The following is a 24,295-nucleotide window of genomic DNA, read 5'->3' as shown; positions in this document are numbered from 1 at the left end:
GACCCGGCAGCACTACACCGGTGTAATCACATTGATGTCATTTCGCTGTCTTAAAGGGGGGCAGTGGGGGACATCCAGTACCGCCGGCCCTGGGAGTGCGTGAGAGCGAGGAGGCGGACGTGCGGCTGGACATTACTGGAAGAGAACGGGGGAACGTCATGGAGAGGGGTGGACACCCGGAAGAGGAGGGTCTGGGTGTGCTCACCGAGCTCTTCGACGTCGGGGAGGAACAGGATTGGCAGGAACGCGCCCTGTGCGCGCAGACCGATCCCGAAGCGTTCTTCCCGGAGAAGGGGGGGTCGACCCGGGAGGCCAAGCGCATCTGCCAGGTGTGCGAGGTCAAGAACGATTGCCTCGAATACGCGCTGGCACACGATGAGCGCTTCGGTATCTGGGGCGGACTCTCCGAGAGGGAACGAAGAAAGTTGAAGAAGCGCGCCGTGTGACCTGTCGGGTCGGCTACTCGTTAGAGTGAGTGCCCTCGATCGTTTCGCCACGCGGAGAGGCACTTGCCGACCACGTTCGTTTCCTCAGAGGTTCGCTTCGCGCCTGTCCTGGCCGTGGTCGTCTGCCGTGACACGTACGGACGACTGCGCGAGACGTTGTCGGCTCTGCGCAGCGGCCCCGTACGGCCGCGGCACGTCCTGTTGGCGACCACAGTGGCGAACACATCCGGCATTGTGACCGACGCGGTCGACGAGGTCGAGCACGCGATGGTCGACGGCGTGTTACATGTGTCCGAGGACACCAGTGACGCCGAGGCCGTGGCTCTCGCCGTCGACCACGCCAGGCAGCGGTGGGATGACCTCGGCGAGTGGGTGTGGCCGCTGTACGACGGCCGCCTTCCCGAGGCGGACTGTCTTGCCTCGCTGGTGGAGGCGGCCGAAGCGGCGCCGTCCACAGCGGTGCTCACGCCGTTTCCCTGCGACGGCGCAGAGGAGGGGCAGGAGGTCCAGAAGGGCCAGGAGGGCGAGGAACCGGGCCGCGGTGGCGAGACCAGTGAGTCGCCGGACATGCCCGGTTCCGGTGCGCTGGTGCCCTTGGCGCTTTGGGGCGAGTCGAGCACGGACGGCCCGCTGCTGTGCGTGCCGGGGGCCCGTCTTCGCGGGGTTTTTGTCGGCGACGGTGAGGACTACGCGACCTCGGCTGTCGAGGAGGTCGAGCCGGTCGAGGGGATCGAGCCGGTCGAAGGCCCGGCCGGTCGGCTGTCCCGCTCGGCTTTTGCCCGCTGGTTGCCGCCCGCGGTCCTGACGGTGGCCTTGGCCGTCGTGGCCTTGGCCTTGAACGCCGGTCGGCTCGGGTTGGAACTCGCCGGTGGCGCGCTCCTTCCGGTCGGTGACCTCGGGCAGGTGTGGCGCGAGTACCTCGCCGCGTGGCACGGCGTGGCAGGCGGAACCGCCAGCGCGGCCCCGACCGCGCTGGCCGTGCTCGGCGTACTGGGTGCTCCGTTGGAGCCACTCGGCGGTCCGGCGGCGCTCGTGGCGCTGTTGCTGATCGGTGATGTGCCGCTGGCCGCGTTGTCGGCGTATCTGGCTATGCGGCGGACACGTGCCCGCCGCTGGGTCAGAGCCGGGCTCGCCGCCGCGTACGGGCTGCTTCCGCCGGCGACCGCGGCCGTGGCGTCGGGGCGTGTCGATGTCGTGGTGGTCCACGTGCTGCTGCCCGCCGTGCTGGCCGGAACGGTGGCGGTCGGGTACGGGCCGCTCCGGTCCCGCTGGTTGGGCCGGAGCGTGGTGACCGCGCTCGGCGTGGCGGTGGTGTCGGCGTTCGCCCCGTTCGGGTACCTGCTGTTGACGGCCGTCGCCGTGATCACGTTCGTGGTGGCGCCCGTGAGAAGGGGCCCTCGGACGGCGCGCGCGGGTGGCCTGGCCGTACTCGTGCTGCTGCCCTTGGCGTTGTCCCTGCCGTGGTTGCCCACACTCGTCTCCCGTCCCGCGCTCGTGGTGCACGGCTTGGGTGGGCCCGCCACCGTAGAACCGAGCGTGGGAGAGCTGCTCGGCCTGGACCCCGGTGGGCCCGGCGGTTCAGTGGTGGGACTCGTCGTACTCCTGGCGGCCGCTGCGGCTGTCGCCGCGAGGCGTTCGGTGCGCATGGTGCCCGCGGGCGGTCTGGTGCTGCTCGGCGTATTCGGCGTCGCCGGGCTGTCGTTCGCCGAGGCGATACCCGTGCGGGGCGGAGACCCGGCGCCCGGCTTCGTGGGAGTTCCGTTGCTGTTCGCGGGTGCCGGGCTGCTCGCCGTCGTGCTCGCCGCGTGTGTCCCCGAGCGGGCCGGTGAAGGCGACAGGAAGCGTTCAACCGGCCCGACCGGTCCAACCAGCTCAACCGGCCTAACCGGTCGGTCCGCCCGGCCTGTCGCGGTGCGGCTGATCGCCGCCGGTGGCGCGACGGTCTTGCTCGTTCTGGCCGTCGGGGACGTTCTCGCAGGGCACGGTGGACCCGTGCGGAAGGCGTCGGAGCCGCTGGAGCCCTCGTTGAGCGCCGAGCTCGCCGCCACCGGCCGTGGTGTCCTCGTGCTTGGCGACCCGGACGACCCCGGTGACACGCCCAGGCTCACCGCGGGCCGCGCACCGAGGTTCGGGGACGACGCGCTCGTACCCGTCGGCAACGCGACGTCCCGGTTGACCTCGTGGCAACAACAGTTACTGGCCGGTTCTCGGGAGGCGGTGACGTCCGTGGCCGCCGCCGGTGTGCTGTTCGTGGTGTTGCCGGAAGGGGAGAACGGACATCGATTGCGACAGGAGGCCGGTGATCTCGTCACCACTGCGCCGCCGACCGCCGACGGACGCACGGTGCTGCGGCTGACCCCGACGGCGGGCACGGTGACGCTGACCTCGTGGGAGCAGGCCCGTCGTTCGGTCAGTGGGGAGGCTCCCGATGCCGAGTTGATGACGCCGCCCGCGGCCGTGGTGGTCGAGGCCGTGCCCCCGGAGGTGGGGGTTCGGGTGTCGGAGGGGCCCGAGGGACGGCTGCTGGTGCTGTCGTCGGTGTACGAGCCCGGTTGGCGTGCGACGGTGGACGGTGATACGGCGTCGATCGTGCTCGCGTGGGGACGTCAGGTGGCGGTCGCGGTGCCGCCGGAACAGTCCGACGTGCGGGTGGTGTTCGACTCGAACCGCCACGACCTGCTGTTGCTCGGCCAGCTCGCGGCGGTGTTGTTCACGCTGTTCACGATCCTGCTGGCGCTGCCGTCGAGATCGGCGCTGGCGGGACTGCGCCGCTCGGCGCGACGGTCGAAACGGCTTGCTCGACCGGAGTCGTGATCTTCGCTCTTCGGGGTGGTTTCCGGGATCCGGGACCTCATGATCTCGCAGTCATGCGTCGACCCCGGCCTTGCCGGACTCCCCGTCAGTCCGCCGTCAGCCCCCGTCAGCCTCCGTCGATGATGTCCGGTTCCACCCCGAGGTAGTTGGCTACCTGCTCCACGAGCACGTCGTGGACGAGTTCGGACAGCTCGGCCGGGTCTTTGGCCCGGGCCTCCAACGGTCGGCGGTAGAGCACGATCCTCGCCCTAGTGGGCAGGCCGTCGCGGTCCACACCCGGCGGCACCAGGCGCGACAGGGGCACTCTCCCGTCCAGCAGCACGCCGTCGATCTGCGTGGGTGGGATCTCCATGTGCACCTCGGGCACCTCGTCCACGGCGACGTCGAGTTCGGTCAGGTCGTGTCGCCACCGAGCCTCGATCGGCTCCAGTGCGTCGAGTACGAGGGCGTCGAATTTCTCAGCGCGACTCGACGCGGCGGGCAGCGTCGAGGGGAACAGGGGGCCTCGCAAGCCACGACCGTGCCGGTCGCGGCGCACACCCTGCCTCCGTCGCGAGCCTCTCGCCATAGCCACATGGGGAAGCCTAGCTCTTTCGCCACGGTGACACGCCGGTGTGTCGACGCCACATGCGGTCGTTCACAGGCTATGGTGAGCAACTGTGCGGAGCGTGCGAAAGTGTTCGCGAACGGGTTGCCTCGAACCCGCTGTTGCGACGCTGACCTACGCCTACAGCGACTCCACTGCCGTGGTCGGCCCGTTGGCCACGGCGTCGGAGCCCCATTCGTACGACCTCTGCGAGGCACATGCCCTGCGGCTCACCGCGCCCAAGGGCTGGGAGGTCGTGCGTCACGAGGGAGAATTCGCTGTGCCGGAGCCGTCCAGTGATGAGCTGACAGCCCTGGCCGAGGCCGTGCGCGAGGCAGGGCGGTACGACCGTCCGGCGCCCCCGTCCTCCGAATCGCCGGAGCAGCCGAGAAAGGGGCAGGGCAGGCGGGGACACCTGCGGGTACTGCCCGGCCGCGCCTGAACGTCCGGACGTGTCGGTAGGCTGCCACGCGGGTATCGAGGCTTGCGAGAAAGCCTAATCGGAGACGATCGGGGAGTGGCGTGTCAGACCTGTCGGCCATCGTGAAGGCGTACGACATCCGTGGTGTCGTCGGTGAGGACCTGACCGAGGAGTTGGTCACCGATTTCGGTGCCGCCTTCGCCTTGCTCATCAAGCCTGACTCGCCGTCAGTGGTGATCGGGCACGACATGCGGGAGTCGTCCCCACGGCTGGCGGACGCGTTCGCGCGGGGCGTGACGTCCCAGGGACTCGATGTGGTCTCGATCGGCTTGGCCAGCACCGACGAGCTCTATTTCGCATCGGGCTCGCTGAACATGCCGGGGGCGATGTTCACGGCCAGTCACAATCCGGCTCGCTACAACGGCATCAAGCTGTGCCGTGCCGGTGCCACCCCGGTGGGGCAGGAATCCGGCCTCGCCGAGATCCGGGACACCGTCGAGCAGGGCGTGCCCATGTTCGGGGGGCAGCACGGCACCATCACCGAGCGGGACGTGCTCGACGATTACGTGAAGCACCTGCATTCGCTGGTCGACCTCAGCGGCAGCCGTCCGCTCAAGGTGGTCGTCGACGCGGGTAACGGCATGGGCGGGCTCACCGTGCCGCGCGTGTTCGAGGGACTGCTCATCGAGCTCGTGCCGCTGTACTTCGAGCTGGACGGCACGTTCCCCAACCACGAGGCCAACCCGCTCGATCCCGCCAACATCGTCGACCTGCAGGCCAAGGTCCGCGAGGTGGGTGCCGACATGGGGTTGGCCTTCGACGGCGACGCCGACCGGTGCTTCGTCGTGGACGAGAACGGCGACCCGGTGCCGCCGAGCGCGATCACCGCGCTGGTGGCCGTCCGCGAGCTGAAGAAGGAACCGGGCGCGACGATCATCCACAACCTCATCACGTCTAAGGCCGTGCCCGAGATCGTGTCCGAACACGGGGGCAGGCCGGTGCGCACCCGCGTCGGGCATTCCTTCATCAAGGAGGAGATGGCCCGCACGGGCGCCATCTTCGGTGGCGAGCACTCGGCGCACTACTACTTCCGTGATTTCTGGCGCGCCGACACGGGCATGTTGGCCGCCATGCACGTACTCGCCGCTCTGGGCGAGCAGGACGGGTCTCTGTCGGCGCTGACCGCCGAGTACACCCGCTACGTCTCCTCCGGCGAGATCAACTCGACGGTGGACGACCAGGCCGGTCGACTCGCCGCCGTCAAGGAAGCGTTCGCAGGTCGCGACGGGGCGGAGATCGACGAGATGGACGGACTCACGGTCGACCTCGGGGAGGCCGGCTGGTTCAACCTCCGTCCCTCCAACACCGAGCCGTTGCTCCGGTTGAACGTCGAAGCGGGCGACGAGACGGCGATGCGCGCTCTGACCGACGAAGTCCTCGCCATCGTGCGTGGTTGAGCCGTCGGACGACCCCGAGAATCAGCACGTGGTAAAGAGGAAGCATGGCCGTCACGCTTGATGCGCAATTGTTGGAGATCCTCGCCTGCCCCGCGCCGGATCACGCTCCGTTGACGCCGGGTACGCCCGACGATCCCGAGGCGGACGCACTGACCTGCACGTCCTGCGGGCGGGTGTACGAGGTACGTGACGGGATTCCCGTGCTCCTGCTCGACGAGGCGATCCCTCCCGACAGCGGGAGCGAGACCGATGACCAGACCAGTTCCGATGGCACTTGACGACAGTCTCTTCGATGATCCGACGCGGTTGGCCGAGGCCGATGGCGCCGGTTTGCTCCGGGCGGCCGCGATGGCCGGCGCGCAGGTCAGGGCCACTGTCGAGACCGCGGCGGAGTTGGAGTTGGCCGAGCGGCTCGACGTGGGCCGCCCCCGTTGTCTGGTGTTCGTGACGCGGCCGGGCGTCAGCCACACGGCCGCGTCGTTGTTGAAGGCCCTCGTCACGGCGACCAGTTCGGTGCCGGTCGTGACCAGTGATGTGGTGCCGAACTGGGTCGGTGCGCTCGACGTGGTGTTCGCTCACACCGATGACCCGTACGACACCGAGCTGGCGCTGTCTTTGGAGCGCGCGGCACGGTACGGCGCGGCTGTGGTGCTGTCGGCACCGCCCGAAGGTCCGGTGGCGTCTGCGGTCGCCGGACGTGGACTCGTACTCGCGCCACGCGTGCCGGTGCCGTCCGAGCTGACGCTGCCGAGGGCACTGGCCGCCGGTCTGTTGACGGCGAACACGGTGGGGCTGTCGCTCTCCGACGTCGGGGCGCTCTCCGATCTTCTGGACAGCGAAGCCGAACGGTGTCATCCCGGGCAGGAGTCGTTCGTCAATCCGGCGAAATCTCTGGCGTTGCGGCTGGCCGAACACACGCCGCTGCTGTGGGGATTGGACAACGTGGCGGTGGCGGTGGCGCAGCACGCCGCGTACGTGTTGGCCGCACACGCGGCCGTGGTGTCCGAAGCGGGCCACTACCAGCATGCTTTGACACGACCGGCATTACGCCGGGCGGTTTTGGCGTCGTTCACCGCGGATACGATTTTCGCCGATCCGGACGAGCCGGCACGCGAAGTGCCGCCGATCCGCGCGGTATTGCTATCGATAATCACAGGTCAGGCCGCCGACCACACTCGTCACCAGATGGAGGAGTCGTTGCCGTCGGCGGACGTCCAGGCGCCGGCGGACGAGATTACAGCCGACGACGCCGGCCGTGCGGCCGTGCTCGCGCTGCGTTTCGAGCTCGCGGCGCTCTATCTCGGTCTCGCGGCAGGAACGATTGGGGGAGCTGGCCGTGCTACGCCCGAGACAGCGTAGAGCCAGCACACGAGGACAGGCCGGGGAACGGCTGGCGAGGAGTTGAGTTGACCGTGGAACTGCTGCGTAATGCAGTCCGGCCTTATGCCTGGGGCTCCAGGACCACGATCCCGGAACTGCTGGGGAGACCGATTCCCGCTCCACATCCTGAGGCGGAGTTGTGGATGGGGGCGCACCCGGGGGATCCGTCGCATGTGGTGAGTCAGGACGGGACGGAAACCAGCCTGCTCGAACTGGTGGACAATGACCCGGTAGGTCAGCTCGGAGAGGAGTGTGCCAGCCGCTGGGGCGGCCGGTTGCCTTTCCTGCTCAAGATCCTGGCGATCGAGGAACCACTGTCGATGCAGGCCCACCCGTCGGCCGAGCAGGCCGCGGAAGGGTGGGCTCGCGAGGAGGCCGCGGGCATCCCGAAGGACGCGCCGAACCGTAACTACCCCGACCCGACCGCCAAGCCGGAACTGGTGTGCGCGTTGACGGAGTTCCACGCGCTGGCAGGTTTCCGGGACCCCAAGCGCACGGTGGAGCTGCTGCGGGCCATCGACACGCCAGGCCTGACCAAATACACCGAGCTGCTGGCGGCCCAGCCGGACTCGGACGGACTGCGCGCATTGTTCACGACGTGGATCACCATGCCGCAGCCGACGCTGGACCGGTTGCTGCCTGAGGTGCTCGACGCCTGCGTGCGGCACATCAAGGAGGACGGCGAGTTCGACCTCGAATGTCGAACGGTGCTCGAACTGGGGGAGGCACACCCCCGCGACGCGGGTGTGCTGGCGGCGATGCTGCTCAACAGACTGACGTTGAGCGCGGGAGAGGCGATCTATCTGCCCGCCGGGAACCTGCACCTGTACTTGCACGGCACCGCGGTCGAGATCCTCGCGAATTCCGACAACATCCTTCGCGGTGGGTTGACCCCTAAGCACGTGGATGTGCCCGAGTTATTGCGGGTGGTGGACTTCGCGTCCGGGGACATGCCGGTGTTGTCCGGCGAAGCCGAGGCTGCGGATAAGCGGATGGCCGTCTACCACACCGACGCGTCGGAGTTCGAGCTGTCGCGTGTGGAGTGGAACAGCGACGATCGTGGAGAAGTGCGGCTGCCCAGGTCGGGGCCGGAGATTCTGCTGTGCACCGAGGGGGAGCTGCTGTTGTGCTCGGAGGACGGCACCAAGATCGAGTTGCGTCGGGGCGAGTCGGTGTGGCTGCCTGCCTGTGACCCCGAGGTGCGTTTGCGTCCTGTGGGCAGCGGTCCCGCTCACGTGTTCCGGGCGACGCCGGGAACCTGCGCCTGACTCGTCTCGGGTGTGGTGTAGGCCTTTCGTGCCACACCACGCCCACGGGCGGTCTCCATCGCGCGCGTCCACCTCGAAGTCGGACTACACCGTCTTTTTCCACTGAAGGCCCGGCGACTCGCGGTATGCCAGAGGTTTGTTGCGACTTGGCCGCGATTGTGTCCTGAGTCGTTACCGAACGGAATCAATCGGGTTACCGACCCGGCTGCGACATGATGGTTCCGCTCTCCGAGTATAAAGTCCGGATTGGTCTCATCTCCGACTTTTGAGGCCGATCCGTTCCCCCGTCCTCCTTGCCCGTACTCGGAGTGCCAGATGACCCTGAGCTCGCGAACGCGTCCGCGATCGGCTGTCGTCGCGTTGGCGTTGGGCTTGGTAGTCGGTTCCGGTACCACCGTGTCGGCCACGGAGGCGGAGGATTCGCGGGCGGCGAGCCACGACGGGGATGTCAAGACCTGCGATTCCTTCGGCGGTGGTCCGCTCGTGGCCGCCGGTGGGAACGAGCGGGTCACGAACTTGCCCGATCTCGTCTACGAGGGCGGGGAGCCTGAGTCGGACACGCATCTGACCATCACGGACGTGCCCGAGGGCATCACGGTTACGGCGATCGTCGTCAAGGGCGGGCCCCGCCATAACGTCTACGTCCCGGGTGAGCGACGGTTGTCGTCCGACGCGCCGTGGAAAGACCTGCATGCGCCGCTGAACGACGACGGTGACGTCCCCACGATCGAGCATTGGTTCGCCTGTGGTGAGGAGTCGCCCACGCCGGAGTCGTTCACCGAATCCGATGCCACGTCCTCGGCCGAGCAGCTCGTTCCCAGCGAGACCGGCGATGCCGAGGAGCCCGTATCGGACGAGGCGGACGGGTTGCCGTCCTCGTCCGCTCCCGCTGAATCCACCGGCACGAATCCGACCGGCGGTCCCACCGCGCAGGAGGGCTCGTCCGGCCAGGATGCGGCCGTTGACGACCTGGCCTCCACGGGATACCGCAACGGTTGGTTGGTCGGACTCGGTGTCGCGCTCCTGGCAGGCGGTGGTGCGTTGTTGGCGTTGGCCCAGCGACGCCGCGGCAAGGCAGCGTCCTGAACCCACCGTCCTGAACCCGCTGTCCTGACCAGCTGTCCTGACCCGCCTCGCTTCGCCGACGGCCCGCGGTCAGAGCGGTGAGCCGTCGACCTGGCTTTTTCCGGTTCGGGGTTCGCCGAGGATGTTTCCCGGCATCGGGATCGGGCCGGTGGGCCGGGTCGGTTCCGGAATGGCCGGTGACGATCCCGCCAGTCCCGCCGCGTACGCCACGGCCCTGTCCCACTCGGGTTCGGCGATGTAGTCGGTGTGTCTGCGTATCCCCGGCGCCCACCGGCGTCCGTGCACCGGGCCCGGCATCGGGTCGGGAAGCCAGTGGTCGCCGCCGAGGACGAGCGTGCCGTGTGGACCCTTGTCCGCGGCCCCCAGCGGGCCGACGTCACCGTCGGGGAGGTAACCGAAGCCGATCAGCTCGCCGTCTGTGACCTGGTGTCGCCAGGTGGTCGCCCCTCCGCCGAACGTGTCGGTGCCGCGGCAGAGTCCGCGCCAGCGCCCCTCCAACGTGCCGTACAGCCGCACGAGCGCGTCATGTCCGAACACACCGGGGAAAGCTCGCTGGTAACCCCACTGCAGTGGTGTGCCCGCGGTCAGCAGGCCGAGCCGTTCGAGTTCGGAATCCGACAGTGCGGCGGTCAGTCTGCCCGCCGTGATGACCGCGAGCAGGCCGCCTACGTGATAGCCGGCCACAACGACCCTGGTACCGGGTTCGCGTAGGTGTTCTTTCGCGCGTGCCGCGAGTTCGGGAACCACCTTCAGCGCGTACGACGGCGGTACCACCGGATGTGCGGCACGCGGCCAGAAACAGACGAGATCCGCGAATGCGGCGAGGTAGTGCACTCGCTGTTCCCCGGTCGCGGTGGTGTAGACCGCGCGCAGCAGTGCCACGGCCAACACACCCAGGGCCACGACGCCCACCGTCGACAGCGGTTGCAGCGCGGCGGGAATCTCCACGGCCGCGACACGGACCACCACCAGTGCGGTGGCCCCCACGCTCATCATGAGGACGACGGCCAGCACGGCCCGGTGCAGGTTCTTGCGTTCCCAAGCCGCCCGTTCCCAGGCGTCGGCCGCGGTGTCCAGATCGTCTTTCTGCGTGTCCATGAGTCGCAGCACCTCGGGGACTCCCCGTCGGAGTCTCCGCAACGGGACGGCGATGGTGAACACCGACGCGGCCACCAAAACGGCGAATGCCAGCCCCGCGCCCCACAACAGCGTGATGAGTGTGTAGCCGCGCGGCAGGGAAAGATCCGAGTCCAGCGCGTACCGGGCCGCGATCGCCATACCCGCACCGAATCCCCCGCCCAGCAGCGCCGCCAGCACGAGTATGGGCGCGGCCGCCCAGCCTCCGGCCCACGGGCGCAGGCGTCGAGGCAGCGCCGCCCATTCCCGCCTCGCCACGATCGCCGTGGGGACCAGTAGCAGCGCGAACACCACGCAGACGACGAACAGCGCCGCCGCGATCAACTCCACCGTGGCGCCCGCGCCCGTGACCGCCGTTTCCGTGGAATCCGTGGACAGTGGAGTTCCGGCTATCGAGGCGACTCCGACGAGAGCCAACGCGAGCGTGATGACGAACGCACGCGGTATCGGCGTCAACAGGCGGTGTGCTTGGAACGCCGTCGCTCCCACGGTGAAGCCCAGGAGGACAAGCGCGAGTGCCCACACCACCGTGTCGGTGGTGCGATCCGGTGGGGTACGCGGTCCGTCGAACAGGGAGAGCGTCACGGTCGCCAGTGCCGCGGCCGTGTGCAGGCACCGCAACGTGGTGGTCTCCCGTTCGTCGTCCACCAGTGTGCCGCCGGGGAGGTCCGTCCTGCGTTCACGCAGCCGGGCGGGGCGGACACTCCACGATGTCGAGGACACCGCGAACAGGACTCCCACCACGGCGAGTAAGGGGAGTACACCCACGGCCGTGCGTAGGCCGGGGCTGTCCCGCAGCCACGACGGCGCATCGTCCAGGCAGGCCGTCCCCGGAAGCAGACACTGCGCGGCCACCAGATCGAGGGTGACGACCGCCAGTTGCCCCACCAGCAGCATGGTGAGCAGTAACGCGGCGATTCGGAGCAGCGCCCGGCAGACGGTCGACAGTGGTGCCGACAGCCGGGACGAGTCCGACTCGGGAGGCAGCATCCACTGTGCGACGTTGGCCAGCGAGAAGGGGAACAGCAGTGCCCACGCGGCCTTGGCCGCACCGTCCGAGGTCATGCTGTTCCACAGGTAGCCCTCCAGCGTGCGGGGCACGGAACGACCGGGGGTCTGCAACACCGGGCCGGGAGCCGGTCGGCGCAGCCGGTCGCAGGGCCGGATGATGCGGCCGACACCGTCACCCGCGACGTCGACGGTGCCCGTGGAGTCCAGCAGGTTGTCGTCGCCCGTGCCGATGAGTCCCGGGACACGTAACTCGACGACGTGGGTGTCGGGTCCAGGCAGTGGCACGTGGGGACACCTCGCTCGAAGCCGCGGTGACGTGGCGAACAACACGATCGAACACCCACGGTAACGAAGTTGTGTCGTTTCCGCTGGTTACCGAGTGCAGCTAATCGGTACCCGATCGAGTGGAACACGGGTACGCCACAATGGGCGCATGGGGCGATTGGTGGTCGTCGAGGGTCTCGACGGGGCGGGTAAGCGCACACTGACGGAGTCGCTGACCTCGGTATTGCGGGACCAGGGCGCGACGGTCACGACGATGGCCTTCCCCCGGTACGGCCGTGACGTGCACGCCGACCTCGTCCGGGAGGCTCTGCACGGCGCGCACGGCGATCTCGCCGAATCGGTGTACGGCATGGGGTTGCTGTACGCGCTGGACCGCAGGGGCGCCAGACAGGACATTCGGCAGGCGCTCGCCGAGCACGACGTGGTGCTGCTCGACCGGTACGTCGCGTCGAACGCGGCCTACCAGGCGGCTCGGTTGCACCAGGGAGTCGGCGGGTCCGTGGTGCGGTGGGTGCGGGAGCTGGAGATCGACCGGTTCGGGCTGCCCGTTCCTGACATGCAATTGCTGTTGCGGGTGCCGGTCGAGGTGGCGTCGGAGCGCGCGGTGGACCGGGCGCGGCAGGACGCCTCTCGCGCCAGGGACGCGTTCGAGTCCGACGACGCGCTCCAGGCCCGATGTGCGCGCGTGTACGACGAGCTGGCCAAGTCCCGTTGGCTGTCGGAATGGCACGTCATCGACGGCACCCGCAGTGTGACGGCGAACCGGGAAGCGATGGTCGTGCTCGCCAAGGACCTCTATCTCGGGAAATGACCCAGCTGCGACGACAGTTCCGAAGCGGCGTTGGTCAACGGGTGCACGAACTGGGAGATGTTCTCCCGCGACAGGCGGTACGAGGGGCCTGAGGCGCTGATGGCGGCGATCACCTCGCCGTCCGCGCCGTGGATGGGCACGGCCACGGCGTGCAGGCCGACTTCCAGTTCCTCGAAAGAAGTGGCGTAGCCGTCGCGCCGCACCTGTGTCAGTTCGGCACGCAGGTCGTCCGGTGCGACCGTCGTGCGTGGTGTGTACTGCTCCAGCCGATCGCGCAGGAGTGGTTCACATTTGTGTTCCGGCATGTAGGCGAGCAGGACTTTGCCGCTGGACGTGGCGTGGAGCGGGGTACGCCGTCCCGTCCAGTTCTGTGCGGTCACCGCCGCCGACCCGAAGGCCTGGCTGATGTTGATGGCCACGCCGTTGTCCGCGACGGCGATGTTGACGGTCTCTCCGAGGGACTCGGCCAGTGTCTGGCACGTCTGGTTGCCGAGTTTGGCCAGGTCGAGCCTGCCCATGGCCGCCCCGGCGAGGCGGACGATGCCGAAACCGATGACGTACTTGCCGCGCTGACCAAGCTGTTCCACGAGGTTGCGGATTTCGAGCGCGCTGACGAGCCGGGAAGCGGTGGATTTGTGGACGCCCAGTTCGGCCGCGATCTCGGTGATGCCGGCCTCTCCGTCTCTGGCGAGTAACTCGAGCACGTTGATCGCGCGGTCGACGGACTGCACGGGGCTGGCGGCGCTCTTGGTGGGCTCAGGCGGTGGTTCCGGTGCTGTTTCAGGCGTCGCCTGTGACGCTTTCTCGGAGTTCCGCATAACGCAACAGTAACCGGGAGGGCAAGGGCGTCACTATGTGCAAAGTGTAACTGCTTTTGCGCGAGAGGTATTTCCGCACTTCCGGGACGGACGAACATCCAGTTCAGGACCTTTTTTGCCCGGGGCCTGCACGGAGGAGGGGACGATAGTGCGAATATGTGCCCCATGAAGGCGCGTGTGCTGGTCGTTGACGACGACCCCGCTCTGGCTGAAATGCTGACCATCGTGCTGCGCGGCGAGGGATTCGACACCGCCGTGGTGTCCGATGGTTCTCGTGCACTGCCCGCGCTGCGCGAACTCAAACCCGACCTGGTTCTGCTCGACCTCATGCTGCCCGGCATGAACGGCATCGACGTCTGCAAGGCGATCAGGGCCGAGTCGGGTGTGCCGATCGTGATGCTCACGGCGAAGAGCGACACCGTGGACATCGTGCTGGGCCTGGAGTCGGGCGCGGACGACTACGTCGTCAAACCGTTCAAGCCGAAGGAACTCGTCGCGCGGGTGCGGGCGCGCTTGCGGCGTACCGAATCCGAACCCGCCGAGACGCTCACCATCGGGGACCTCACCATCGACGTGCCGGGGCACGAGGTCACGAGGGACGGCAAGGCCATCGCCCTCACCCCGCTGGAGTTCGACCTGCTCGTCGCGTTGGCCCGTAAGCCGCGACAGGTCTTCACCCGGGAGGTCCTGCTCGAACAGGTCTGGGGTTACCGGCACGCCGCCGACACGCGGCTGGTCAACGTGCACGTCCAGCGGCTGCGGTCGAAGGTCGAGAAGGATCCGGAGCACCCCGAGGTCGTGCTGACCGTCCGCGGCGTCGGCTACAAGGCCGGCCCACCGTAAGGTGAACGCATGAACGGGCGACTGGCTTTGTCGAGCCGGTCGGCGTTGTCGGTGGCCAGGCGCGCAGCCGCGTTCGGTAGGTGCAAGATGGTCGCCCTCGGAGAGCTGTGGCAGCGGTCGCTGCAGTTCCGGGTGACCACGTCCACGCTCGCGCTGTCGTCGGCCGTCGTCTTCGTGCTGGGTGTGGTGCTGCAGAACCAGATCGTCGACCGGCTCGTCGACACCAAGGAACGAGCTGCGCTCGAGCAGCTGCGGGTGGCCGTGCGGACGGCGGAGAGCGAGCTCGTCGGCGACGCGGGAGAAGGCGACTCCCTGCGCAAACGTCTTTCCAGTGCGCTCAAGGCCATCACGAATGGTTCTGTGACCGCGCAGGACGTGGAGAACTCGACGGCGGGTGCGTTCGAGCCCGTGCTCGTGGCGGGTGATCCGGAGCGCGCCGTCGAGGACGCCATCCACGCCGGGCCTTTGGAGAAGGTGCCCGGCGGGTTGATGAACTACGCCGAGAACAACCAGGTCGCGGTGCAGTACCACACCGAGGACGGTTCGACGTACCTCATCGTGGGTGCGCCGGTGACCACGGCCACGCGCCCGATCCAGCTCTATCTGCTGTTTCCGCTGAGCACCGAACAGAACACCGTGGCCACTGTGCAGAACACGCTGCTGGTGGGCAGTGCGTTCCTGCTCGTGCTGTTGGCGGTGATCACGTTCATGGTGACGCGCCAGGTGGTTCTGCCGGTGCGGAGAGCTGCGGCGGCGGCGGAGGATTTTGCCGAGGGCGACCTGGACCGCAGGCTCGACGTGGAAGGGGAGGACGACCTCGCCAAACTCGCCGTGTCGTACAACGAGATGGCGGCGAGTATCCAGCAGCAGATCCGCCAGCTGGAGGAGTTCGGTCAGCTTCAGCGGCGGTTCACCTCGGACGTGTCCCACGAGCTGCGCACTCCGCTCACCACGGTGCGCATGGCGGCCGATGTGTTGTACGCGTCGCGGGACGAATTCCCTCCGGGCCTGGCCCGCTCGTCGGAGCTGCTCGTGGACGAGCTCGACCGTTTCGAGACCCTGCTGCGCGACCTGCTGGAGATCAGCCGACTCGACGCGGGGGTGGAGGAACTCTCCGCCGAGTCGACGGACATGCGGGCCATCGTGCACAACGCGGTCGAGCAGGTGCGGGGTGTGCTGGGAGGAAGTACGGGTGGCGACATCGAACTCGAACTCCCGGACGGGGAGGTCACCGCGGAGGTCGACAGTCGGCGGGTGGAGCGGATTCTGCGGAACCTGCTCGCCAACGCCGTGGACCACGGCGAGGGGCACCCGGTGCGTTTGTCCCTGGCCGCCGACGAACACGCCGTCGCGCTGAGTGTTCGCGATTACGGGGTCGGGCTGCGTCCCGGCGAGGCCGAGTTGGTGTTCAACCGTTTCTGGCGGGCCGATCCGTCGAGGAACCGGCGAACCGGGGGTACGGGGCTCGGTCTGGCGATCAGCCATGAGGACGCGCGGTTGCACGGAGGTTGGCTCGAAGCGTGGGGTGAGCCGGGGCACGGTTCCTGTTTCCGGTTGACGTTGCCGCGGGCCGTGGGCAGCACGCTGCAGCGCAGCCCGCTCCCGTTGCCTCCGGACCCGCCCGCCGAACCGGTCCGGCCCGCCGGTGAGAACGGTGAGGCCGGGGCGGTGGTGCTGGACGTGACCCAGGAACGCGGTGCCGGGGACGCTGGGGACTCCGGAGACGTTGGGGACGCTGGGGCCACCATCGAACGGGAGGAGACACGGTGACGAGGCGTAGTGCCGTGAACAGGCCGCTCGCGGCGCTGTTGGCCGTTCTCGCCTGCGTCGTCATGGTGGCGGGGTGCGCGGCCATCCCGACCGAGTCCCAGCCGAAGGCCATCCCGCAGCGGAACGCGGGCCAGCCCACCCAGGAGATCCCGGAACCGGAGCTGGGACTGGACCCGCTGTCGGTGGTGAGGGAGTTCGTGCGCAACGGTGCGCGGACCGCCAACGACCACGCGGCTTCGCGTGCCTACCTCACCGCCCGTATGCAGGAGTCCTGGAAGCCCGGTTCGAGTGTGACGGTGATCAGGGACGAGTTCGGCACGGTGTACGCGCCCGAGGCCGAGCAACCGAAGGACCCCAACGAGCGGGTCGTCGCCCTCAGGGTCACCGTCCTGGGCAGGTTGGCGTCCGACCACTCGTTCATCGCGGACGAACAGAAGCCCGTCCGCAAGCCCATTCGGCTGCGGAAACAGGCCGACGGGGAATGGCGCATCGTCGACCCACCCGACAACATCATGATCGCCGAGAGCGACTTCGCGGACGCCTACTTCAAGGTGTCGGTGTACTTCTTCGCGCCGGACTCCATGGCCCTCGTGCCCGACGTGCGTTACGTGGTGGCCAGGCCGCAGTCGGGCCTGCCCGCCCGGGTCATCGACCTGCTGTTGTCCGGGCCGTCCGACGGTCTGGCCGGTGCCGTCCGCAATCCGCTGGGTGACACGGCCACGCTCGACAGCAACGTCACCACGAGCAACGACGGATCGCTGGTCGTGCCGTTGACCGGGCTGGGCGACGAGAGCGAGCAGGACAGGGAACTGATGGCCGCGCAGATCGTGCGGTCGTTGCAACACGTCACCACGAGCAGGGTCAAGTTGCTGTCCGACGGCGCTCCGCTCGTGCCGGGGCAGGCGGAATGGCGGCCCAGCGATCTGCCCGCCTACGACACCGTGTCGTCGCCGAGTTCGGAACTGCCCGGATTGCTGACGTTGAACGGTCGTGTGCACTCACTCGGTACCGGCGCACCGATCAACGGGCCTGCGGGCAACGGCACCTACGACGTCGTCAGCGCGGCACAACCCATCAACGGTCAACAGCTGGCCGTCGTGGAACGTGCCGGGCAGGGGGTCCGGTTGCGGGTCGGCGACTACGGCAGTGCCGGACAGGTGGTGGACCAACGGGCCGAGACCATGACCCGGCCGACCTGGAGGCCACCCGCGAGCACGGACGGCAAGTCGACCGAGCTGTGGACCGTCGTCGACGGTACGCAGGTGATGCGAGTCCAGCAGAACCCGGCCGAGCAGTGGGTGACCCAACGGGTCAACGCCTTCGAACTCCCCGACGAGGGGACGATCACGGGGCTGCGCCTGTCCCGCGACGGCACGAGGGCCGCGCTCATCGTGGATCGGCAGCTCGTCGTGGCCTCCGTGGTGCGCACCCCCACCGAGGTCACGCTGCGCGCGCCGCGGGTACTGCAGGAGGGCCGGTTGGACTCGGTCGTGGACGTGGACTGGCTGGACCAGGACACGCTCGTCGTGGCCCTGTCGTCCGAGCGCGTCCCCGTGGTGCGGGTGTCGGTGGACGGTTTCCAGCTCGATCAGTACAACAGCTCGAACCTGATGCAGCCGATGCGCGCGATCACCGCGGCGCCGGGGCGACCCATCGTCGTGGCTGACAGGAACGGCCTGTGGACGGTCAGCGAGATCGGCGCGGTGTGGCGACCACACCGCCAGAGCACGCCGGGGGCCTTGCCGTTCTACCCGGGCTGAACCGTTCGGTTCCCGAGTGTTCGCGGGAACGGCCGTCGACGGCTCTTGCCGGCGAAAAGTGTCGGTGGCGTCCGGCATCGTGCCGGTATGAGGACGCATACGTCGAGGCGTCAGTCCCGCTCGGCCGGGAGTGTCGCGGCGGTCGGTGCGGCGGTGCTGGATCTGCTGCTGCCGTCGTCCTGTGCCGCCTGCGGGAAGCTGGGTGTCGCCGTGTGCCGGGCCTGTCTGGCGGTTCTGGAGCGTGGCCCCGTGCCCGTGCGGCCTGGTGTGGCGACGTTGGCACGTCATGACGGTGCCGCCAGACAGCTCGTGCTCGCTCACAAGGCGCAGGGCAGGCGCGAGCTCGCGGTGCCGTTGGGGCGGGCGCTGGGGCGGGCCGTGCCCGCGTTGGCGGAGGCCGAGCCGGATCATAACGGCACCCTGTGGCTCGTGCCGGTCCCGTCGCGCCCGTCGGCCGCGCGCGTTCGAGGGGGCCCCCATGTCGCGGCGTTGGCGCGGTGGTGTGCCGCCGAGCTGGCCGAGCGCGGGGAGTCGGTGGCCGTGGCTCCCGCGTTGCGGCTGTCGAGCCGGGCTCGTGACGCGGTCGGGCTGAGTCGTGCCGAGCGGGTGGCCAACCTGTCCGGGCGCATGGGGCTGGTTCCTGCCGCCACTCCTGGGCCGGGAACACCCGTCGTCCTGCTCGACGACGTGGTGACGACGGGCGCGACCCTGGCCGCCTGCGCGAACACACTGGCTCGGGCCGGTGTCCGAGTGACGGCGGCGTTGACGCTCACAGCGGCGTCGGGGCCGAGTGGAAAGCCCCGGCCGGGTGAGGACGGGGTGTGAGGGCGAGGTCGGTATGGAACGTCTGGCAGGGGACCACCTCAAACGTGGCGGCATGTCACCCACATAGGTGGTTGGGGAACTCAGATGGGAGGACGGTCGTTGACCGGATATGACGCAGACCACGGTCACACAGAGCCAGGCCGGGGTGGGCCGACTGCGTCACCGGTATGAACTCATTGCCTGCTCGCTGCTCCGAGGGGGTGACGGCGTTCGTGTCACAGCCTCACTTTCGCCACATACTGTCACCACCCATCACGTCGCGGTTTCCCCCAGCGCGGGGGCTGTTGCGACGGCTCCATGCGGGCTAACGTGCAGCGCTAACGAACGTCCCGGCCGCAGGGGAGGTGAAGAGTCGATGTCCCCGGTGCCGGAGCCCTGATTCGGCTCGGACGCCCGATATCTCTGTCGCGTCCGGTCCCGCCGTTGCTTCGGTGCCAGAGGTCGCCATTTCAACACTCGCACGTGCATGAGCGAGGAGGTCGTGAATGGACATCGTCATCAAGGGTCGCAACGTGGAGGTTCCCGAGCATTATCGGCGACACGTCGCGGAGAAGATGGCCCGACTGGAGCGTTACGACAGGAAGGTCATCAACTACGACGTGGAGTTGCTCCACGAGCCTAATCCCCGGCAGGCCAAGACCTGCCAACGCGTCGAGATCACCGGTAAGGGCAGGGGCCCGGTCGTTCGTGCCGAGGCGCGAGCGGGCGACTTCTACACGGCGCTCGACCTGGCGCTCAAGAGGTTGGAGAGCCGGCTTCGCCGTCTGCACGACCGGCGACGTGTCCATTACGGGCGCCGTAGCCCCGAGTCCCTCGCCGAGGCCACGGCGGCGGCCGTCCAGGCGTCCGGGACGTCGGGCAGGGGCAGTGGTGGGACCGCTGTGCTGGAGGCTCCGGCCGAGTCCGCGCTCGAGGAGACCGATGAACCGGACATGCCGGAGCCGCGCTGGGACGACGGTGTCAAGCCTCGCCAACCCGGCCGCATCGTGCGAGAAAAGCAGCACTCGGCCGAGCCGATGACGATTGACGATGCCCTCTACCAGATGGAACTCGTGGGTCACGACTTTTATCTGTTCAATGATTCCGAGACCGGAAAACCCAGTGTCGTGTACCGACGGAAAGGGTTCGATTACGGGGTGATTCGACTGGGCTGATACCACCGACGGCCGCTCTGATCAGGCCGTCCGTGTCGACAGGCCCTTCCCGGCGGCCCGCGCGTGAAAATCCGCGCGGGCCGCCGCGTGCACGCAGGCCTGCGCATTCCCTACGATGGGGGTGCTGCCCGGCGCCCTGTTTGGGTGCTCGTAACGACCACTACAGACACCGCTAGCGAGGTCGACCCGATGCTTCTGAACCGCCTGCTCCGCGCGGGCGAGGGTAAGATGGTGAAGCGGCTCCGCCGCATCGCCGATCACGTCAATGCCCTCGAAGACGACGTCAAGGACCTCTCGGACGCCGAGCTGCAGGCGAAGACCGATGAGTTCCGCAAGCGTTACTCCGACGACGAGTCGCTGGACGACCTGTTGCCGGAGGCGTTCGCCGTGGTGCGGGAGGCCGCCAAGCGCGTGCTGGGGCAGCGGCATTACGACGTCCAGCTCATGGGTGGTGCGGCCCTGCACCTGGGGCAGGTCGCCGAGATGAAGACCGGTGAGGGTAAGACGCTCACCAGTCTCCTGCCCGTATATCTGAACGCGCTGCCGGATAAGGGCGTACACGTCGTCACCACCAACGACTACCTCGCACAGCGTGACGCCGAGTGGATGGGCCGTGTCCACCGGTTCCTCGGCCTGGAGGTCGGGGTCATCCGCTCCGACATGACGCCCGCCGAGCGCAAGACGGCGTACGCCGCCGACATCACGTACGGCACGAACAACGAGTTCGGCTTCGACTACCTCCGGGACAACATGGCGTGGAGCCTGGATGACTGCGTGCAGCGCGGGCACCACTACGCCATCGTCGACGAGGTCGACTCGATCCTCATCGACGAGGCCAGGACACCGCTGATCATCTCGGGTCCGGCCGACCAGTCGTCCCGCTGGTATGTCGAGTTCGCGCGCATGGCGCCGCTGATGAAGAAGGACGTCCACTACGAGGTGGACGAGCGCAAGCGCGCCATCGGTGTCACCGAGCTGGGCGTCGAGTTCGTCGAGGACCAGCTCGGCATCGACAACCTCTACGACGCGGCGAACACGCCGTTGGTCGGGTTCCTCAACAACGCGCTGAAGGCGAAGGAACTCTACCACCGGGACAAGGAATACATCGTCCGCAACGGCGAAGTGCTGATCGTGGACGAGTTCACCGGCCGCGTCCTGGCGGGTCGCCGGTTCAACGAGGGCATGCACCAGGCGATCGAGGCCAAGGAAGGTGTGGAGATCAAGGCCGAGAACCAGACTCTGGCCACGATCACCCTGCAGAACTATTTCCGCCTCTACGACAAGCTCGCCGGTATGACGGGTACCGCCGAGACGGAGGCGGCCGAGTTCCACCAGACCTACGACCTCGGTGTCGTTCCGATCCCGACGAACCGGCCGATGGTCCGTGTCGACCAGCCCGACCTCATCTACAAAACGGAAGAGGCGAAGTTCGAGGCGGTCGCCGACGACATCGCGGAGCGCCACGAGAAGGGCCAGCCGGTGCTGGTCGGCACCACGAGTGTCGAGAAGTCGGAGTACCTGTCGAAGCTGCTGCTCAAACGGGGCGTGCCGCACGAGGTGCTCAACGCGAAGCACCACCACCGTGAGGCGTTGATCATCGCGAAGGCGGGGCGGAAGGGCGCCGTCACCGTCGCGACGAACATGGCCGGTCGTGGTACCGACATCGTGCTCGGTGGCAACCCGGATATCATCGCCGACGAGGTGTTGCGGGAGCGCGGGCTCGACCCCGTGGAGCACTCCGAGGAGTACGAGGCCGCGTGGCCGAAGGTGCTTGACGAGATCACCGCCGAGTGCAAGGCGGAGGCCGAGGAAGTGGTGGAGGCCGGCGGTCTCTACGTGCTGGGCACCGAACGCCACGAGTCCCGCCGGATCGACAACCAGCTGCGTGGTCGTGCCGGACGTCAGGGTGACCCGGGTGAGTCCCGCTTCTACCTGTCGTTGGGTGACGAGCTGATGCGTCGCTTCAACGCGGCGATGGTGGAGCGGGTCATGACCACCATGCGGCTGCCCGACGACGTGCCCATCGAGCACAAGATGGTCTCCAGGGCGATCAAGAGCGCTCAGACCCAGGTCGAGCAGCAGAACATGGAGATCCGCAAGAACGTCCTGAAGTACGACGAGGTGATGAACCAGCAGCGCAAGGTCATCTACGCCGAGCGCCGCAGGGTGCTGGAGGGCGAGGACCTTCGCGAGCAGATGCGGCACATGGTCACCGACGTCGTCACCGCGTACGTCAAGGGCGCCACTGCCGAGGGGTATGCGGAGGACTGGGATCACGCCAGGCTGTGGACGGCCCTGAAGACCCTCTACCCGGTGAGTGTGACCTGGGAGGAGATCCTCGAAGAGGACGAGGACATCGATGCCGACCGGCTTCGGGAGATCCTCGTCGAGGACGCGCTCGCGGCGTACGACAAGCGTGAGGCCGAGGTCGATGCCATGGCTGGCGAAGGCACGATGCGTGAGTTGGAGCGTCGTATCGTGCTCTCGGTGCTGGACCGGAAGTGGCGCGAGCACCTCTACGAGATGGATTACCTCAAGGAGGGCATCGGGCTGCGGGCGATGGCGCAGCGCAACCCGCTCGTGGAGTACCAGCGTGAGGGCTTCGACATGTTCAATGCGATGCTCGACTCGCTGAAGGAGGAGGCTGTTGGCCTGGTGTTCAACCTGCAGGTGCAGCAGGCTGAGCAGCAGCAGGCCGAGGAGGCCGCGAAGACGGAGCAGGCGCGGAGGCCGCAGGTTCCCGCGGGCGGTAACGGCAAGGTGTCGGATGCGGCCGGCAAGGCTTCGGGTCCGCGGCACGCGCGGCCGGTGCCGCCTCCGCCGAAGGTGCCGGGTAAGGCTGTGCCTGCCGCGTTGCAGGGCCAGAAGCTTGAGGGGCAGATCCCGCAGGGGCTGACGTTCTCGGGCCCGTCCGAGGGCGGCGGGGTGCAGTCCCGCGGTGACGGTACGAGCGGCAACTCGGCGAGGAAGCAGGGCGCGGCTGCCGGTGGTACGCGCCGGGAGCGGCGTGCCGCCGCCCGCGAACAGGCGAAGAAGAACAAGCGCAACGCGCGCCGTTAGCGACGGGGTTCGAGCACGGTGAACAGGGTGCAGCGCCAGCCTGTTCCACCGTGTTCGAAGCGTGCCACCAGGGCGCGTGCCCGGTTGTCCAGGTAGGCGGTGCCGCACACTTCCAGTGCGTCATCGGCCGGTCGGCACACGTGGATGTTCCGTAGGACGTAGCGTGTGCCGACCGCGCGCGGCGTGGTTCGTACCAGTCGTTGCAGTGTGGGTGTCAGCCAGTTGTCGAGCTGTGCTGCGGCTCTGCGTCCGGTGTGGACTTCCAGGAGTGCGGTGAGCACCCGGTGCAGCATCCGTCGTCCGGGGACGGAAACGGTGCGTTCGGGGTGTGTGGCGTGTTGTGCGTGCAGTTCGGCCAGAAGACCGTCGAGTGTGAGTTGTCCTTCGGCGATCTCCCCCTTGGCCAGGTCGCCGAGTTCGGTCGGTTCATACGGGTGGAGTGGAAGTAGCCCGTTTTCCGACTGGAACGTTCGCATCCTTGTTCCTCCGTTGTGTTTGCGGGCGGCCCCCCTGACCGCCCACTAAGACAGAGGTCGCGAACGCGCGTTTCGTCCCCAAAAGGACCTGATGAGGTGATCATCGCTGATCTTGGTGCGCAAGATCAGCGATGGTGTGTTATAGGGCCTGTTCGCTCGTGGTGCTCGCTGCTGGGGGTGGCGGAGACGGTTGGATGAGCGCGTGGAATCGGTGAGTTATGCGGCTGACGATGGCTCTCCTGCGATTCGGGAACTGTTTGAAGGCGGACTCGTAGCGGTCGGTCGTGTTCTGCGTGGTGGGGCGAGTGCGGCTTCGTTCGACCCCGCCGAGGTGTGGTGGCGTGAAGAGCGAAAGCGAAAGAGCATTTCGCCCAGATAGGACTCGATGGGGTTGGTCTCGGTTCGGCTTGTTCGTTCGGTGTTGTGTGTGGGCGCGGGAATAGGGTGGTGGGATGGTGCGCGGGTTGGTGTTGGACTACGCGGGCGTGCTCACGGATGTCGGTGGGGAGCGTTTGCTGGGGGCGGTGCGGAGGGCACGAGCTCAAGGGGTGCGGACGGCGCTGTTGTCGAACGCTGCGGGTGGTCCCGAGGCGCGACGTGGGCTGGCGGATTGTTTCGATGTGCTGGTGTTTTCCGGCGAAGTCGGGGTCGCGAAGCCGGATGCCGCCGTGTATCTCCTGACCGCTGATCGGCTGGGTGTGCCTGTGGACGAGTGTGTGTTCGTGGATGATTCGCCGCGTAATGTGGCGGGTGCTGTGGCGGTGGGCATGGTCGGTGTGCGGCATGTGGGTGTTGATGAGACTTTGTCGGAGTTGGGTGTGTTGGTTTCGGGTTTGGATTGTGGAACTGACTGACTGGGGTTGGGGGTGTCCGTTACTCTCGTGACC

The 24,295-nt window shown here is 67.8% G+C and carries 20 protein-coding genes; 16 read left to right on the top strand and 4 right to left on the bottom strand.

The window, feature by feature from the left end:
- The first annotated feature begins 119 nt into the window (after window positions 1–119).
- Both M7H19_RS10225 and M7H19_RS10220 read left to right on the top strand, forming a co-directional pair.
- Window positions 120–446 carry a WhiB family transcriptional regulator gene (locus M7H19_RS10225; protein WP_298180119.1) on the top strand — a complete coding sequence of 109 codons (327 nt, stop codon included), beginning with the start codon at window positions 120–122 and terminating at the stop codon, window positions 444–446.
- 63 nt (window positions 447–509) lie between these two features.
- Window positions 510–3,260, top strand: a complete 2,751-nt coding sequence (locus tag M7H19_RS10220; protein ID WP_298180116.1) for a hypothetical protein — start codon at window positions 510–512, stop codon at window positions 3,258–3,260.
- A gap of 106 nt (window positions 3,261–3,366) precedes the next feature.
- Here M7H19_RS10220 and M7H19_RS10215 read toward each other — a convergent pair whose 3' ends face one another.
- Entirely contained in the window at window positions 3,367–3,828 is a 462-nt protein-coding gene (locus M7H19_RS10215) for a metallopeptidase family protein (protein WP_298180135.1), read from the bottom strand.
- Between the two features lie 91 nt (window positions 3,829–3,919).
- Between M7H19_RS10215 and M7H19_RS10210 the strand changes: the two genes are divergently transcribed.
- The 6 genes from M7H19_RS10210 to M7H19_RS10185 all read left to right on the top strand — a co-directional run bounded on the left by M7H19_RS10210 (window position 3,920) and on the right by M7H19_RS10185 (window position 9,458).
- A complete protein-coding gene (locus tag M7H19_RS10210) occupies window positions 3,920–4,288 on the top strand; it encodes a DUF3499 domain-containing protein (RefSeq protein ID WP_298180114.1) in 369 nt (122 codons plus the stop codon).
- An 80-nt stretch (window positions 4,289–4,368) separates the two neighbouring features.
- On the top strand, window positions 4,369–5,724 hold the full coding sequence (locus M7H19_RS10205) for a phosphomannomutase/phosphoglucomutase (RefSeq protein ID WP_298180112.1): 1,356 nt from the start codon (window positions 4,369–4,371) through the stop codon (window positions 5,722–5,724).
- Between the two features lie 44 nt (window positions 5,725–5,768).
- Complete coding sequence (locus M7H19_RS10200; protein WP_298180109.1) at window positions 5,769–6,002, top strand: Trm112 family protein; 234 nt, start codon at window positions 5,769–5,771, stop codon at window positions 6,000–6,002.
- On the top strand, window positions 5,992–7,083 hold the full coding sequence (locus M7H19_RS10195) for an SIS domain-containing protein (protein ID WP_298180133.1): 1,092 nt from the start codon (window positions 5,992–5,994) through the stop codon (window positions 7,081–7,083). The genes M7H19_RS10200 and M7H19_RS10195 overlap by 11 nt, the downstream gene beginning before the upstream one ends.
- A gap of 53 nt (window positions 7,084–7,136) precedes the next feature.
- Window positions 7,137–8,372 carry a mannose-6-phosphate isomerase, class I gene (gene manA, locus M7H19_RS10190; RefSeq protein ID WP_298180131.1) on the top strand — a complete coding sequence of 412 codons (1,236 nt, stop codon included), beginning with the start codon at window positions 7,137–7,139 and terminating at the stop codon, window positions 8,370–8,372.
- A gap of 315 nt (window positions 8,373–8,687) precedes the next feature.
- A complete protein-coding gene (locus M7H19_RS10185; RefSeq protein ID WP_298180106.1) occupies window positions 8,688–9,458 on the top strand; it encodes a hypothetical protein in 771 nt (256 codons plus the stop codon).
- 69 nt (window positions 9,459–9,527) lie between these two features.
- On the opposite strand, the gene M7H19_RS10180 is transcribed toward M7H19_RS10185, so the two are convergent.
- Complete coding sequence (locus M7H19_RS10180) at window positions 9,528–11,891, bottom strand: hypothetical protein (RefSeq protein ID WP_298180104.1); 2,364 nt, start codon at window positions 11,889–11,891, stop codon at window positions 9,528–9,530.
- Between the two features lie 148 nt (window positions 11,892–12,039).
- Here M7H19_RS10180 and M7H19_RS10175 point away from each other — a divergent pair, with 148 nt between their 5' ends.
- Window positions 12,040–12,702 carry a dTMP kinase gene (locus M7H19_RS10175; protein WP_298180102.1) on the top strand — a complete coding sequence of 221 codons (663 nt, stop codon included), beginning with the start codon at window positions 12,040–12,042 and terminating at the stop codon, window positions 12,700–12,702.
- Here M7H19_RS10175 and M7H19_RS10170 read toward each other — a convergent pair.
- The gene (locus tag M7H19_RS10170) at window positions 12,687–13,520 is read right to left on the bottom strand and encodes an IclR family transcriptional regulator (RefSeq protein WP_298180100.1); all 834 of its coding nucleotides are present in this window, start codon (window positions 13,518–13,520) and stop codon (window positions 12,687–12,689) included. The genes M7H19_RS10175 and M7H19_RS10170 overlap by 16 nt on opposite strands.
- A gap of 165 nt (window positions 13,521–13,685) precedes the next feature.
- On the opposite strand from M7H19_RS10170, the gene mtrA reads away from it, so the two are divergent.
- The 6 genes from mtrA (at window position 13,686) to secA (ending at window position 22,932) form a co-directional block, all read left to right on the top strand.
- On the top strand, window positions 13,686–14,363 hold the full coding sequence (gene mtrA / locus M7H19_RS10165; RefSeq protein ID WP_298180098.1) for an MtrAB system response regulator MtrA: 678 nt from the start codon (window positions 13,686–13,688) through the stop codon (window positions 14,361–14,363).
- 9 nt (window positions 14,364–14,372) lie between these two features.
- Window positions 14,373–16,133, top strand: a complete 1,761-nt coding sequence (mtrB, locus tag M7H19_RS10160) for an MtrAB system histidine kinase MtrB (protein ID WP_298180096.1) — start codon at window positions 14,373–14,375, stop codon at window positions 16,131–16,133.
- A 62-nt stretch (window positions 16,134–16,195) separates the two neighbouring features.
- A complete protein-coding gene (locus M7H19_RS10155; RefSeq protein ID WP_298180129.1) occupies window positions 16,196–17,893 on the top strand; it encodes an LpqB family beta-propeller domain-containing protein in 1,698 nt (565 codons plus the stop codon).
- 87 nt (window positions 17,894–17,980) lie between these two features.
- Window positions 17,981–18,718, top strand: a complete 738-nt coding sequence (locus tag M7H19_RS10150) for a ComF family protein (RefSeq protein WP_298180094.1) — start codon at window positions 17,981–17,983, stop codon at window positions 18,716–18,718.
- Window positions 18,719–19,203: 485 nt separating this feature from the next.
- Window positions 19,204–19,872, top strand: a complete 669-nt coding sequence (gene raiA / locus M7H19_RS10145) for a ribosome-associated translation inhibitor RaiA (protein WP_298180091.1) — start codon at window positions 19,204–19,206, stop codon at window positions 19,870–19,872.
- A 189-nt stretch (window positions 19,873–20,061) separates the two neighbouring features.
- A complete protein-coding gene (secA, locus tag M7H19_RS10140; protein WP_298180089.1) occupies window positions 20,062–22,932 on the top strand; it encodes a preprotein translocase subunit SecA in 2,871 nt (956 codons plus the stop codon).
- Here secA and M7H19_RS10135 read toward each other — a convergent pair.
- Window positions 22,929–23,408, bottom strand: coding sequence for an Rv3235 family protein (locus M7H19_RS10135; protein ID WP_298180087.1), 480 nt, complete (start codon window positions 23,406–23,408; stop codon window positions 22,929–22,931). The two genes, secA and M7H19_RS10135, sit on opposite strands and share 4 nt — an antisense overlap.
- Window positions 23,409–23,860: 452 nt before the next feature.
- Between M7H19_RS10135 and M7H19_RS10130 the strand changes: the two genes are divergently transcribed.
- Window positions 23,861–24,262, top strand: coding sequence for an HAD-IA family hydrolase (locus M7H19_RS10130; protein ID WP_298180084.1), 402 nt, complete (start codon window positions 23,861–23,863; stop codon window positions 24,260–24,262).
- Window positions 24,263–24,295 lie beyond the last annotated feature (33 nt).

The organism is Saccharomonospora sp. (assembly GCF_027317685.1).
Classification (GTDB): Bacteria; Actinomycetota; Actinomycetes; order Mycobacteriales; family Pseudonocardiaceae; genus Saccharomonospora.
This window is presented reverse-complemented; position numbering and strand designations above follow the sequence as displayed.